General features: G+C 53.6%; 11 protein-coding genes and 2 tRNA genes. 6 read left to right on the top strand and 7 right to left on the bottom strand.

The genetic code is table 11. The features are described from left to right. Positions 1-88: 88 nt before the first annotated feature. Together opgB and RAC90_RS12985 are read right to left on the bottom strand one after the other, a co-directional pair. Positions 89-2,380 (bottom strand): phosphatidylglycerol--membrane-oligosaccharide glycerophosphotransferase, encoded by a 2,292-nt coding sequence (gene opgB, locus RAC90_RS12990; protein WP_375124413.1) that lies wholly within the window; start codon positions 2,378-2,380, stop codon positions 89-91. A 180-nt stretch (positions 2,381-2,560) separates the two neighbouring features. Next, a complete protein-coding gene (locus RAC90_RS12985) occupies positions 2,561-3,574 on the bottom strand; it encodes a glycosyltransferase family 32 protein (RefSeq protein WP_039338803.1) in 1,014 nt (337 codons plus the stop codon). A gap of 502 nt (positions 3,575-4,076) precedes the next feature. Here RAC90_RS12985 and RAC90_RS12980 point away from each other — a divergent pair. After that, positions 4,077-5,027 carry a WD40 repeat domain-containing protein gene (locus RAC90_RS12980; protein ID WP_367143334.1) on the top strand — a complete coding sequence of 317 codons (951 nt, stop codon included), beginning with the start codon at positions 4,077-4,079 and terminating at the stop codon, positions 5,025-5,027. Here the strand turns inward: RAC90_RS12980 and RAC90_RS12975 are convergent. Further along, positions 5,024-5,578, bottom strand: coding sequence for a histidine phosphatase family protein (locus RAC90_RS12975; protein ID WP_033740177.1), 555 nt, complete (start codon positions 5,576-5,578; stop codon positions 5,024-5,026). The two genes, RAC90_RS12980 and RAC90_RS12975, sit on opposite strands and share 4 nt — an antisense overlap. A 585-nt stretch (positions 5,579-6,163) precedes the next feature. On the opposite strand from RAC90_RS12975, the gene RAC90_RS12970 reads away from it, so the two are divergent. The 4 genes from RAC90_RS12970 (at position 6,164) to RAC90_RS12955 (ending at position 11,046) form a co-directional block, all read left to right on the top strand. Continuing rightward, positions 6,164-7,558 carry an MFS transporter gene (locus tag RAC90_RS12970; RefSeq protein WP_367143332.1) on the top strand — a complete coding sequence of 465 codons (1,395 nt, stop codon included), beginning with the start codon at positions 6,164-6,166 and terminating at the stop codon, positions 7,556-7,558. 45 nt (positions 7,559-7,603) lie between these two features. Then, the gene (locus tag RAC90_RS12965) at positions 7,604-8,629 is read left to right on the top strand and encodes a LacI family DNA-binding transcriptional regulator (RefSeq protein WP_375124412.1); all 1,026 of its coding nucleotides are present in this window, start codon (positions 7,604-7,606) and stop codon (positions 8,627-8,629) included. A gap of 9 nt (positions 8,630-8,638) precedes the next feature. After that, positions 8,639-9,625: a nucleoside hydrolase gene (locus RAC90_RS12960; RefSeq protein ID WP_033740179.1), complete on the top strand. Its 987-nt coding sequence runs from the start codon at positions 8,639-8,641 to the stop codon at positions 9,623-9,625. A 200-nt stretch (positions 9,626-9,825) separates the two neighbouring features. After that, positions 9,826-11,046, top strand: a complete 1,221-nt coding sequence (locus RAC90_RS12955; protein WP_039338800.1) for an MFS transporter — start codon at positions 9,826-9,828, stop codon at positions 11,044-11,046. On the opposite strand, the gene RAC90_RS12950 is transcribed toward RAC90_RS12955, so the two are convergent. Both RAC90_RS12950 and RAC90_RS12945 read right to left on the bottom strand, forming a co-directional pair. After that, the gene (locus RAC90_RS12950) at positions 11,043-11,507 is read right to left on the bottom strand and encodes a YbaK/EbsC family protein (protein WP_033740183.1); all 465 of its coding nucleotides are present in this window, start codon (positions 11,505-11,507) and stop codon (positions 11,043-11,045) included. The genes RAC90_RS12955 and RAC90_RS12950 overlap by 4 nt on opposite strands. A 192-nt stretch (positions 11,508-11,699) precedes the next feature. Beyond that, positions 11,700-12,794: a diguanylate cyclase gene (locus tag RAC90_RS12945; protein WP_006121830.1), complete on the bottom strand. Its 1,095-nt coding sequence runs from the start codon at positions 12,792-12,794 to the stop codon at positions 11,700-11,702. A gap of 256 nt (positions 12,795-13,050) precedes the next feature. Here RAC90_RS12945 and RAC90_RS12940 point away from each other — a divergent pair, with 256 nt between their 5' ends. Next, positions 13,051-13,284 (top strand): DUF1435 family protein, encoded by a 234-nt coding sequence (locus tag RAC90_RS12940; protein WP_006121831.1) that lies wholly within the window; start codon positions 13,051-13,053, stop codon positions 13,282-13,284. Between the two features lie 45 nt (positions 13,285-13,329). Here RAC90_RS12940 and RAC90_RS12935 read toward each other — a convergent pair. Both RAC90_RS12935 and RAC90_RS12930 read right to left on the bottom strand, forming a co-directional pair. Further along, positions 13,330-13,416: transfer RNA gene (locus tag RAC90_RS12935), tRNA-Leu, on the bottom strand. A gap of 28 nt (positions 13,417-13,444) precedes the next feature. Beyond that, positions 13,445-13,531: transfer RNA gene (locus RAC90_RS12930), tRNA-Leu, on the bottom strand. Positions 13,532-13,551 lie beyond the last annotated feature (20 nt).

The raw sequence follows: 13,551 nt of genomic DNA, 5'->3' as shown, positions 1-13,551 counted from the left end.
TGCGTGGCGCTTCGCAAAAAGATGAGCGTTTTGCTGCTGCCGACATCGCCATTTCAATGCCGGCAGCCAACATCAGTGGCGTGACCACTCAGGGAAGGGGAACGACCTTGAGCTCGACCAGACCAATACCGAGTTTGCGCGGATCTTGTCCGGCGATATTGTTGAGGTTACTGAGTTGCGGCTCGGGCGGCGAGAGCGTTAACCGGTGGCTTCCTTCAGGATTGTCAAAACGTAGCGTATGGGTAGAGGGAATCTCCCCCAGCGTCAGCAACTGCTCAGTATCGCCCACCCTGACCGGTATTGGCCGGTGGATGTTCGGACCGTAGGCACGAGCGGTGATCACCAGATCAAAGTGCGCGGGCAACGGATCGACAAACTCAATCGTCACGTCGGGGGCAAGACGGGCATTCGACCAGCGTCCCCAACTTTCCTGGCGCGAAATGCCGCTAAACTGCTTCACACTGGCTGGCGCGCCGGGGATCGCAAACAGAAAGCTTTCAGCGTCATAACGAATCGCATTATCTTCGATGCGCAGCTGTGCCACAGCAAGTTGGTAGCGGGCATTGCTGAGGGTGTCTGCCGGGAACCGGGATTGACCTTTCCACTGAGGCGTATCAACGCGTGTGACGGTGGGCTGACCCGCAGGTTGCCCCATCGCAACGCACCAGTCACCGGACAGTGCCAGAGAAGGTTGCCAGATGCGGCCCATTTTGAAACAGCGATCGACCCAGATAAACTTCTCATCTGCTTTGAAATCGGCCAGCTGGAAACGCAACGGCGCGGAATATTCCCCTTCCGGCAGCGGCTCTATATGTTTATCTGTTACGCGCAACAGAATCGGCAATTTAAAGCTGGTTCCGGAAAAGCTGAAAGTATTTTTGGCCTGATTGATAATAAAACTGTCGATTTTGCTGGGAAAATTCCAGAGCTGAATAATATCGGGCTTCCAGCTTAAGACTTTGGTTTTCATGTCCTCAAACTGACTGGATAACGACACCGCTGACAGACTGCTGCGGCCCAGGCCAATCGCATTATCCCCGCCCAGGATATCCAGCAACGTGGCGCCGTTATCCAGCGTACTGCGTTTCATATCAATCACGTCGGTCTCAGGCCGATCGCCGCGAATCACCATAAACAAATCGTGGCGGGGATGCGTTATCAGAAAAGGGTGCGCGGTATTGTTCATCGCCAGATGATCGGAGGCAACCACAATCACCGTGTCAGCGAACCACGGGGACGCTTTGATACGGGCGATCAGTCGGGCGATATGTTCCTGTGAGCAGGATACCGCGCTGAACGACTGGTTGGGTTTACCCGCATAGCTGTAGCTTTTGCGCTGGCAACCGCGAGAAATAAAACCGTCGGGATGGTGCGTGTCGACGGTGAGCGCAAACAGCGCAAACCGTTTTTGCTGGCGTGACAGCGAGGCATAAGTGTCGTAAACCTTATCCAGCACCGTGTCGTCATAATATCCCCAGTTATTGCGGTACGTGGGATCGCGCACCTGATCTTTTAGCTCCTGTGCACCGTACATATGTGCGGCATCGAAACCGTGGGAATGCAAAAAGACATCTTTGCCTGCAAAGCGTAAATCGGCCCCCTGAATAAACCAGTTCTCATAGCCCGAGTTCTTCAGGATATCGCCCAGGCAGATATTTTGTGGATAAAAGCTGGAAAGGGAAGCGGAGGCATTGCCGTCGAAAGGGGCAAAAAGGGGAATGCCGCATTGCGATGCGACCATACCGGCAATGGTGTAATCCGTGCCGGGCAGTTGTTCGGTCTGACTGAAGTCCAGGCTTTGCTCTTTCTCGCGATTCAATTCGGGGGCCAGACCCGGAAAGGCCATCTGGTCGAAATAGGTGCGCTCCAGGCTTTCAGCGTAGATATACACGACATTAAGCGCAGGCCGCTCAATGCGGTTCTTCGGCACCTTATAAACGGTGTCGAAGTCAGAGTCGTCCCGCAGTGAGTAAGAGGTGATCAGTGTGCTGACCTGATGAAAAGCCGGCGTGGTCTGCACCGCACCGGCGGCGCAGATAAATGCGACCAGGCTCCAGCCAGGGTGAAAAGGGCGCTTACGGCGTCGGAGCAGCCATGATAAGGCGCAAAAGAGTAAAAACAGCACGATAAGCAGGCCAAGGCCGGGCACAACATATTTGCTCAGGCCCGCACCGGTCAGGCTGTTTGTCAGTGTATACACCACGGCATCGGTAATGCCCTCGCCCGTAAAATAATTGCTGGCAAACAGCGTGGCATTCAGCACGACAAACAGCATGAGCAACACCAGGACGAGGCAAAACCAGATTCTGTTTCGGCCTGCTTTACAGGAATAAACAGCAATCGCGGTCAGAAAAAGGAGCACTGACACGAATTCGGGCAACGTCACATCCTCTTATTATGTGAACCTGTCTCTTCTGAGGGGGACATTTTCATTAAATTGCGGCTCAATCTAGCTTGGCTGTCATCGGGCTGCAACCTGTCTGCCGCCATTTTGGCGGCAGATTCACATTGCCAACAGATAAAAACACGCCATCGCGAATGCTGAAGAACCCGTGACGGATTACGCGCGCTGCTCCTGGGGGGCCAGCAGTCTGGCGGGCGACGACAGAGTTTGATGCATGACTTCACCTATCAGGCTGGAGCGATTGTAAAAGCGCAGCTTAAGGTTGAAATCAAGATGTGTGCGTTCGCGGGCACTCAGTTTGATCACCGGAGGAGGCGTCAGAGGACGTTGCTGGAATAAAACAGAGCGGACAAACGCCGTGCTGTTACCGGCATCAACCCTGTGATAATACCCGGCGCTCGCTTCGGCTTTACGCAAAAGGAAATTGACCCGACGATGTTCGTCCATCGCCAACTGGTGGGCCAGCGACGGCAGCTCACTGTCAGGATGGCTGAGGTTTTGTCTCAGCGCAGGGAAGTCACTGCGTTTCTTTAACTCCAGCAGGTAGTTATGCATACCGACATATTTTACCGGTGCCAGTTGTTTGAGCCATTCCCGGATAAACGGGTTTTGGACGGGCGCGGCGAGAACGCTGGTATCAATCACCGGCCTGAGTGAATGACAGGTGGATTCCTGGCGGTAATAGCCGATCAAATCCCTGGGGCTGAGGCTGTGGGCCTGATGTATCCACGTCAGATCTTCAAACAGTAAGGTATGACAATCAATGCTGATGCCGCCATAACGGAGCAGCAGTTCCAGCCGGATGATGTCGTTTTTCAGCGCCTGCGTCAGATCTGAAGAGATGAACTGCAACTCAGGCAGCCAATGACTCAGCGTTTGCGGAGTCACCAGATGAACATCATGATCCGGATTATCGCGACGAAGTTTGCGAATTGTTAAGGCGACAGAGGCAGGTAACCGTTCGCCAGGCCAATAGAGCCAGACCGTTCTGGCAATGGCAGGCAGTGACTTAGGCACCGCGGTCAGTTCCACATCGTGTTCAAGGCCAGGATCATATTCTGGCGCACTGAGGGCACGGTGCTGTTTCATCGTCAGCAGCATACGGCTGGTGAAGGCGAGTTTTTCCCAATGGCGCCAGAGCGGAAGCAAAGAACGGCGATGCGAAGTCATATTTCACCTGTTATTTTGGTTATTGTGTTTTATGCCGGTCGTCAAAATAACGTGCTTAACTGCCAGCCTGTATCTGAACCGCTATAAAAGCAGACATCGCTGTACTGCAATGCTTATTCGTCTTGCCGGGTGATGTGACGATGGCACGTGGCAACGACGTTTTGAACAGGCGAAATCAACCACGCCAGGTTATTTAATAGAACACAATGTAGTCATTCGCTATGCCTGATAAACACTTTAGGATAAAACGGAAATAACGCTCAGCCGGAAACAAAAATAAATATTTATTCACGCTAATGGTTTATTTGTTTATGACAAACTGAGTCTGTCGTCATGCTGAACATTTAACTTCAAAAAAAACCGATACACTGTGAAGCTGTCAAAGGGATACAGGCTAAATCGGGATAAAAAAATTATTTAGCATATTTTATCAATTCTCAGGTGTACGCAGCCCGATAACCCTTGTCTACGCTTTAAGCTTACCGATGATAAAGGAGATGCCATGTCGTTTGACTCTCGAGGATTACTGGCGGTCGACAGACAAACCCGCCGTGCGCTGTTTCTCGATCCCGACACGTTTGCCGTCAGCCAGGCCGTGGACGTGATTCCGACGCGGCTGCATGAACTGCTGATGCTTGCGCCCTGGGGAAAAGCTTTTTTGCCCTTGTACGGCGATGCGATGCGAAGTGAACTCCCGCATCCCGGGCACAAAGTCGCCGTAATTGATCTTCGACGGCGGGAAATTACCGACTACATTGATCTGTCGCCGTCTAAAGCGCCCCACAGCGGTCAGTTAGGGCGGGATGGCAAAGTCTATTTGTGTTGCGAGAATCCAACGGCCGTCGTGGTGATCGACCCGCAGACGCATCGTGTTGAAAAGACCATTCCCATTCCGCTGGATAATACCCATCGCCTGACGCTCTCTCCGAGCGGCCGCAAATTATTTACCGACAACGAGCAGGACGCCACTATCACCGTGGTGGATCTCTGTGAGGCGGAAGGGCGCGTCATTGATACGGTGCTTATGCCGGGCCCCGTTTCGGGTCTGACAGCTTCACCCAAACATCCCTACCTGATCGCCAGCGCCGCCGATGCGCCCTTGCTGTATGTGGTGGATCGCCAGAGTCATCGTATCCGCCAGAGGCTGGCTTTGCCCGATCATCAGCATCCCTGCCAGAAAGTGCGCTTTAGTCCGGACGGGGACTACCTTATGGCAATGGGTGATCAGGAGCCGACTGTGACACTGTTTGACGAGTTGCTTAATCCGCTGGGGCGAATCACGCTGGCTGGACAACCGCTCGATGGCTGTTTCAGCCCGGACAAAAAAAAGCTGCTGATCACGCATGATGACAATAAGACGTTAAGCGTGATTGATTTGATGCGCCAGACCGTGGTGGTGACCGCAGAAGTGGGCGCGGGTTATGAAACGCTGAGCTACTTCCAAATCGATTAAATAAACGGGCGATGATAAATCGCGGAACTCCAGTGACGGCTGCTGGCATGCTTTTCGGCCTGCCAGCCACGCTTACGCAGTTCGCGGGCAATCATTTTGTTCATAATGCCGTGACCCAGCAATAAAACCGTGCCTTTCTCCGATAAGGCGATCAGCCTTTCTGCGGCGCGCGACGCCCGTGCGCGCGCATGTTGCAGTGATTCGGTCTCGCCCGCGTAACCACACAACCACATCGCACGCAGAATGGCCTGCCAGACAAAGGTGGGTAACTGAAGGCGATCGGCCCGCAGCAGCGGAATGCCGACTTCACTGAACAGCGCATCGACATGATGGGGGCGCAGCCCCAGGTGCGCCAGCGATGAGTGGGCGCGGGGTAACGGACTGCAGACGACAACCGCGGCGTTGCGCGCGATATTGATGCTGCGCTCAGGCGGCCCATCGCTGACCAGCGAAAGATCATAGGCTTCGCACCAGTCCGCCATGCCCTGCGCACTCAAACGGCGGGCAAAAGGGTGGGCGGGTTTGCCGTGTCGCATCAGGATAATGGTCATAACGTGTAAACAGCGTCCTCCAGGTCAGGTGCGGACAGGGCTCTGCGCGACTGTACGCGATACAAACGTGGTGCGTTGTCATTTTGCAGTCACACCAGTATGCGACAACAGCATCTGATGAAAGGTTCTGACGGCCAGTTTGGCTTAATGATAAAAGAAAAGTGAACCGGGTCTAGCGTTATGCTGTTTTTTTGCGCGTCAGGTTACAATTAACCCTCTGATTTTGCGTTAAAAATAGCATCTGATGCAGCTTGATACTAAAGAAAATCTAACAAATTTTCTCAAGTGCTATTGATTTATCTACGCGCGTAGATAAACTAGCTTCCAGTGATTGCTCTCGGTGCCCGATGCACGGTAGGCCGATCGAGGAACAAGTTACATTCGCCAGACTTATACGACCGCTGAAAAATACAGCGGCGAAGCTCGCGATACTGCGGATTCCAACACCAGGGAATCTTTTAACTTTCCTTTCATCATGGTTAGCCAACTGAATGTCGCCACCAGAGTGATTCTTCTGCTTACAGTCAGGGAATTGTCTCTCGGAATGGCATTTATCTATCTGCATATTTTCAAGGGACAGCGTTTATGACGGCACAGCACTCCGTTACGACACAGGCATCACTGCCTTCTACCTCCGCCGCAGATGAGCGGTTTAACACCTCAGCCGGCCGCAAAGATTTTTGGCGCGCTACGGTTTCCTGTTGGTTAGGCACGGCAATGGAGTATGCAGATTTTGCGCTCTATGGCCTGGCTGCGGGCATCATTTTTGGTGATGTCTTTTTCCCCGAACAAACGCCCGCGATGGCACTGCTTGCCAGTTTTGCCACCTGGTCCGTTGGGTTTATTGCCCGTCCGATCGGTGCCCTGTTTTTCGGCTGGCTGGGCGATCGTAAAGGCCGCAAGGTCGTCATGGTCACCACCATTATCCTGATGGGCGCCTCCACCACGTTGATTGGGCTGATTCCCAGCTATGCTTCGATTGGCATCTGGGCGCCGGCCTGCCTGGTGCTGTTACGCTTCAGTCAGGGCTTTGGGGCGGGCGCCGAACTCTCAGGCGGAACCGTTATGCTGGGTGAATATGCACCGGTCAGGCGCCGTGGCCTGGTGTCATCGGTCATTGCACTCGGCTCTAACAGCGGCACGTTGCTGGCCTCGCTGGTCTGGCTGCTGGTGGTACAAATGGACAAGCAGAGTCTGCTGGAGTGGGGATGGCGCATTCCGTTCCTGAGCAGTGCGTTGATCGCTCTGGTGGCCTTGTGGATCCGTCGTAATCTGCGTGAAACACCGGTATTCGAGCGTAAAAAAGCAGAGCTTGCCGAAACGCGCGCCCAGGCGATTGCCGCGCATCGTTCTGAAGCGGATACACGCCCGTTCTTTCAGCGCACACGTGCCTTCTGGACAATGATCGGGCTGCGCATCGGTGAAAACGGCCCCTCTTATCTGGCCCAGGGCTTTATTGTGGGCTATGTCGCCAAGGTGCTGATGGTAGATAAATCCGTGCCCACCACGGCGGTGTTTATCGCCTCATTGCTGGGGTTCCTGATTATTCCGTTTGCAGGCTGGCTGTCTGACCGTTTTGGTCGCCGTGTGGTCTATCGCATGTTCTGCCTGCTGCTGATGATCTATGCCTGGCCTGCTTTTACCCTGCTGGATACGCGTGAACCGGCCATCGTGATTCCGGTGATTGTGGTCGGCATGGCGCTGGCTTCTCTGGGCATCTTTGGCGTACAGGCGGCCTGGGGCGTGGAGATGTTTGGCGTGAATCACCGTTATACCAAGATGGCGGTCGCGAAAGAGCTGGGTTCTATTATTTCAGGCGGCACCGCCCCGTTAGTAGCGGCGGCCATGCTCTCTTATACCGGACACTGGTGGTCTATCGCCGTCTATTTTTCCGTGATGGCTACGATTGGTTTCCTGACTACGTTTGTGGCACCGGAAACACGTGGGCGCGACCTTAACCTGCCAGAGGACGCTATCTGAAACAGGCTATGCTAAAGGCAGTGCACGTTAAGTGAGGAAGGGGAAGTGGCGAAACAGGTGAAAACCGCCGTGACGCGGAGTGACGTTGCTAAAGCTGCCGGGACCTCCGTCGCTGTGGTGAGTTATGTCATCAATAATGGCCCGCGTCCGGTCGCGGACGCGACCCGGCAACGGGTACTGGCGGCAATAGAGCAGACCGGCTATCGCCCGAATGCCGCCGCGCGTGCCCTGGCGTCAGGGAATACCAAAACGTTTGGTCTGGTGGTGCCCAATATCAGTAACCCCTTCGTCGCCTCCATGGCGCATATGCTGCTTCAGGAGTCGCTCAACCACGGCCATGTGATGCTGCTGGGTGATGCCGGCGACGATCGCAAGCGTGAACTGGAGCTGATTCAGGGGCTGCTGAACCGTCAGGTCGACGGTCTGTTTTACACCAGTGTCGATCGCCATCCTTTCATCGATATCATCAAAGCCAGCGGGACACCGCTGGTCATGCTGGATCGGGTCGACCCACAACCCGGTGTCAGCATGCTGCGGGTAGATGAGCGTGACGCGGCGTTTCAGGTGACGTCGCATTTACTCAGCCATGGCTATCAGCAGGTCGGGATGATCAGCGGTCCCCGGGACATGCTGAATGCGCAGGATCGTATTCAGGGCTGGCGCGATGCGCTGCGGGCGTATGGTTTGCCAGCCGATGATGCCAACATTTTCCCCGCAACCTATACACGTGAGGGCGGCTATCAGGCTGCTTTACGTATGATTGCCAGTAAACGGGTGCCGCGCGCCCTGTTTGCCAGCAACGAAGGTCAGGCGATTGGCTGTATTCGCGCCTTCAGCCAGCATGGCCTTCATGTGCCGGACGATGTGGCCCTGGTCTGTTTTAACGGAACCGATCAATCCGCCTACCATGTTCCGGCATTAACCACCGTGCGCCAGCCGGTTAAAGAGATGGCTCGCTGTGCGATTCATATGCTGAAAGCGTGGAATGGCGAGGCACGGATTGAAGCATTCCCACACCAACTTGAGATTGGTGAATCTTGTGGCTGTCGGCCATCAGAACAAAACAAATAAAGCGACCTAATGAAAAGACTGATTATTGATTGTGATCCGGGGAACGGGATTGCCGGGGCCAATACTGATGATGGCCTGGCCCTTTCCCTGGCGTTAGCCTCACCAGGGCTCTCGCTGGAGTTAATTACGACGGTCGCCGGGAATACCCCGAGTGATGTCGGTGCACGAGTCGCTAAAGACTTAATGGCGCGGCTGGGCTGTGCGGTTCCTGTCGTACAGGGGGCTACGCGGGCGTTGTGCGAAGACCCTGCGCCCTGGCGCGCGCTGCTGGATAAGCGGGTCGAACAACTCGACCTGATGGCGTTATGGCAGGGCGTTCCTCAGCCTGCGGCATTACCGGCTGACGGAAACGATGCTGCTGAGGCGATGGGGCAGCTCATCTGTGATAATCCCGGCGAGATCACCCTGATTGCGATTGGCCCGTTGACCAATGTGGCGCTGGCCATGCAGCGTTTTCCCGCAATGGCCGAATCGGTAGCCGAGATTGTGATTATGGGGGGTGTCTTTGCGCTGGAAGACTACATCAAAGACACGAATTTCGGTGTGGATCCCGAGGCGGCTCATCAGGTGTTGCACAGCGGTGCCGCCATTACCCTGGTGCCGATGGATGTGACAACACAAACCATGCTGACCCAGGCCGATCTCAAACGTCTTACCCGGCATGCTCATCCGCTGACCCGTTTCGTGCGGGAGACGTTGCAGCCCTGGATAGATTATTCAATGCAGACCCGGCATCTGCCAGGTTGCTGGATTCATGACGCGCTGGTTGTCGCCTGGTTGCTTAATCAGCGTGTCGCCTGGGGCACGGATTACCGGGTCGATATTGAGCTCCGTCCGGGAGCCACACGCGGGAAAAGCTGGCGTTATCGTCAACCCCTGCGGCTGGATGTCGGTATCCCACCGGACAGCGGTGCGCTGGTACATGTGCTGCACAGTGTGGATAACGCTCTTTTGCTGTCCATCATTGAGTCGGCATTTCAACATCTTCCTGAATAACGTACAGGCGATTCGTCGCCTGACCTGCTGGCAGAAAGTCAGACACGCTTTCTTACAGCCTGATCCACTGCCTCACAATTACGCAATACGCTCTCCTCCTAAACATGATGTATACATTTGATTAACAATCACATCACTCTTCGTTAGCCACCAGAAAATTTTTGGGCGGAGCGCCAGAGTGTCTCAGAGAGGAGACTTGTATGCTTGACTGGACATCGACCCAGCGCAATGTGGCTTTCGCCTGTTTTGCCAGTTGGACGCTGGACGCTTTCGACTTTTTTATTCTGGTGTTTGTCCTGAGTAATCTTGCTCAGTACTTCCATAATTCCGTCACCGACGTGTCGGTCGCTATCATGCTGACGCTGGCGGTGCGCCCGCTGGGTGCCTTACTGTTTGGCCGGATGGCGGAAAAATATGGCCGCAAGCCCATCCTGATGCTGAATATCGTCTTTTTCTCGGCGTTTGAGCTGTTGTCCGCCTGGTCACCCACCTTCACCGCATTTCTGGCCTTTCGTGTTTTCTACGGTATTGCCATGGGCGGAATCTGGGGCGTGGCATCCTCGCTGGCGATGGAGACGATACCCGATCGTTCACGCGGTCTGATGTCGGGACTGTTCCAGGCGGGTTATCCCTGTGGCTATTTGCTGGCGTCCATTGTATTCGGTCTGGTTTTCGACATGGTAGGCTGGCGCGGCATGTTTCTTATCGGCGCTGTCCCGATTCTGTTGTTGCCGTTCATCTACTTTAAAGTCCCGGAATCCCCGGTCTGGCTGGCCGCGCGTGAACGTAAAGAAAGCAGTGCCCTGATGCCCGTCCTGCGCCAGCACTGGAAAATATGTATTTACATGGTGCTGCTGATGGCCTGTTTTAACTTTTTCAGCCACGGCACGCAGGATCTGTATCCGACTTTCCTCAAAGTGCAGCATCAGTTTGATGCGCACACGGTCAGTATTATTGCTATCGCCTACAATATTGCTGCGATGCTGGGGGGCATTTTCTTCGGTACGCTGTCAGAACGCATTGGGCGCAAGCGAGCCATTATTATCGCGGCGCTGCTGACGCTGCCTGTGTTGCCGTTGTGGGCCTTTTCCAGCGGTTCCTGGACGATTGGTCTCGGTGCCTTCCTGATGCAGTTTATGGTGCAGGGCGCCTGGGGCGTGATCCCGACTTATCTGAACGAACTGGTTCCGGGAAACGCAAGAGCAGTGTTGCCCGGCTTTGTTTATCAGTTGGGGAATCTCATTGCGTCCGTCAACGCGACGCTGCAGTCGCGCATTGCTGAAGCGCATGGCGGCAATTACGGTCTCGGTATGGCCATTGTAGCCGGGACGGTGGCAATATTGATTTGCCTGTTTGTCGCCTTTGGCCGGGAAACGCGCGGCATGACAATTTCGGGAACGGTGGCAAAGCAGACGCACTAGCGCGTTTCACAGACATCTACCCATTTTGCCGCAGTGAGTTCAGCCATTTGCTGCGGCGAAATGCGGACAGCGCTGTGAATCGATCCTGCGGCAGGCAACACTTCATCAAAGCTTTTTAACGAGATATCGCAATACACGGTCACCGGGTTTTCCAGGCCAAAAGGGCAGACGCCGCCCACAGGATGCCCGGTCCAGTTAATCACTTCGTCCACACTCAGCATGCGCGCTTTCGCACCCATCACCGCTTTCAGCTTACGATTATCTAACCGTGCATCACCGCGTGTGACCACCAGGATCACCTCATTTTTCACTTTGAGTGACAGCGTTTTCGCAATTTGTCCCGGTTCAACACCGTGAACACGTGCCGCCATTTCTACCGTTGCCGTACTGTATGGCATCTCAATGATGTCTATTTCCGGCGCACGCTCGGCAAAAAACTGGCGTACAGACTCCAGGCTCATTTTTTACTCCCGACTAATCGAAGGCGTAGAAATTGCCATAAGCCCGCGGTGGTGTAAACGGCAGAGCGAAAGAATAGGTAACAGAATGCATAACGGTACGTTAACAGAGAGCTATGGCCGTCAGGCCGGGGACAGACAGCCCCCGGTGATGTACGTGCCGACGGCTGGTGGTCCTGCGACCCGGCACGGCGGTTAGCCGATCTCGCTGACGGTGTTGTGAAGTACGGGGAGATCTTCCCAGGCGAGGATGGTATTGCGCCCCTGATTTTTTGCCACGTAAAGCGCACGGTCGGCGTTCGCAACCGCCTGATCAAATTCATCATCGTAAATAGGGGCAATGCCTGCGCTGATAGTCACATGCGTAGAAACGCGCTCATTAAACATATGCGGTATTTCCAGGTTGACGACATATTGCCGAATACGTTCAGCCAGTTTCATGGCAATCGAGGCATTCACATTGGTCATCAGCACAAGAAATTCTTCGCCGCCATAACGGGTTACCACATCACGTGACCGAACGGCGTCACGAATAGCGACGGAAACGCGGGCCAGCGCCTGATCGCCCATCGCGTGGCCGTAATTATCGTTGTAGGCCTTAAAATGGTCGATATCAAGCAATAACACATAATGGCTGCCCGCATGATTATCCAGAATGTTATCAAGGCGGTTCTTCAGTCCGCGGCGGTTATATAAACCGGTTAACGGATCGAGCATACTGAGATCGCTAAACGATTCTTTCTCTTCATATAATTGATACATTAAGCGCAGTGTAAAATCTTCCGAACGTCGGCGCATTAAATGTTGTAAAGAAAACCCGATCAGCGGCAGGGCAATGGTCAATAAAATCAAGGGTAAATGCTGTCCGTGATCCAGCATCAGCACGGTGAGCATTGCGGGCGTGATGTGCAAACAAAACGCCACTAAATAATCGCTTAAGGCAATCGCACTGATAAAAAAAACGCACAGCAGACTGACAATCAGAAATCCACCATCCGTCAAAGAAACAAACTGGTAGCGGTGCTGAATATGCCACGCCCATAACCCGCCTAAAATCAACGCCACAGGATTTAACAGGGGTAATTTTAGTTTTGCCTTTATTAAACACGTGGCCAGCATCGTCATACTGAAGAAAGCCACCATAATCACCGGTACAGTAACTTGTGTTTCATTGTTTTCTGCTAAAGGGAGCAGACAAAATAGTGAAACTGCAGCGTTTAAAAACAAAAAGAGCATGAAAGAAAGGCGGTATTTGCTGTGTTTCAATTCATCATAAGATTCTATTTTCATTATTGATACTCGTGACGGCCCTGAAATAACAAAGCAAAAGCCGGCAAATGATTTCAGCCGATCGACAGATTTAATATTGCTGTTATAAATTGTGTAATCAGCCGCAATTTAGCATTTTCTTGTTTCTCTGTCATCTTCCCGCCGGGCCACAAAAACAAGCTGCGCATTGAGAATAGTTATCATATGATAATGGGAATGGTTATCATCCATGTAATCAGGTACTGTCCTGACAGCGATGACAGATGAGGAGACAATGATGCGCGGGATAAAACTGGACAGTGCATGGGCGGGCGTACTGGCCTGTGCGGTAATACCAGCCATGACGCTGTGGCAACCCAGCTTCGGGCAGTGGCGTATGATGATGTTGGTGGCGTTACTGCTGACAGTGCTGATGCTGTTTAATCAGCGGATGCGGCATTATGTGTTACTGCCTTCCTGTCTGGCGCTGGCGAGCGTGCTGGCCGCGATTAGCGTGAGATTAACCGGATAGTAACAGTAAAAAGGGAGCAGAAGAAAAAGAGAGGGAGGACAACGTTGGTGCGAAGAGAGGGACTTGAACCCTCACGTCCGTTAAGACACTAACACCTGAAGCTAGCGCGTCTACCAATTCCGCCACCTTCGCATCCTGTTGTCTTTTCATATCACCGCATTGGTGCGAAGAGAGGGACTTGAACCCTCACGTCCGTTAAGACACTAACACCTGAAGCTAGCGCGTCTACCAATTCCGCCACCTTCGCGCAGTGCTCGCGATATGAAA

This window comes from Pantoea sp. CS_6 (genome assembly GCF_041954745.1).
Taxonomy (GTDB): Bacteria; Pseudomonadota; Gammaproteobacteria; order Enterobacterales; family Enterobacteriaceae; genus Pantoea; species Pantoea stewartii.
This window is presented reverse-complemented; position numbering and strand designations above follow the sequence as displayed.

Excerpts from the sequence above, each read along its gene's own strand:
- RAC90_RS12985 (WP_039338803.1), bottom strand. The coding sequence starts at position 3,574 with ATGACTTCGCATCGCCGTTCTTTGCTTCCGCTCTGGCGCCATTGGGAA.
- RAC90_RS12980 (WP_367143334.1), top strand. The coding sequence starts at position 4,077 with ATGTCGTTTGACTCTCGAGGATTACTGGCGGTCGACAGACAAACCCGC.
- RAC90_RS12975 (WP_033740177.1), bottom strand. The coding sequence starts at position 5,578 with ATGACCATTATCCTGATGCGACACGGCAAACCCGCCCACCCTTTTGCC.
- RAC90_RS12970 (WP_367143332.1), top strand. The coding sequence starts at position 6,164 with ATGACGGCACAGCACTCCGTTACGACACAGGCATCACTGCCTTCTACC.
- RAC90_RS12960 (WP_033740179.1), top strand. The coding sequence starts at position 8,639 with ATGAAAAGACTGATTATTGATTGTGATCCGGGGAACGGGATTGCCGGG.
- RAC90_RS12955 (WP_039338800.1), top strand. The coding sequence starts at position 9,826 with ATGCTTGACTGGACATCGACCCAGCGCAATGTGGCTTTCGCCTGTTTT.
- RAC90_RS12950 (WP_033740183.1), bottom strand. The coding sequence starts at position 11,507 with ATGAGCCTGGAGTCTGTACGCCAGTTTTTTGCCGAGCGTGCGCCGGAA.
- RAC90_RS12945 (WP_006121830.1), bottom strand. The coding sequence starts at position 12,794 with ATGAAAATAGAATCTTATGATGAATTGAAACACAGCAAATACCGCCTT.
- RAC90_RS12940 (WP_006121831.1), top strand. The coding sequence starts at position 13,051 with ATGCGCGGGATAAAACTGGACAGTGCATGGGCGGGCGTACTGGCCTGT.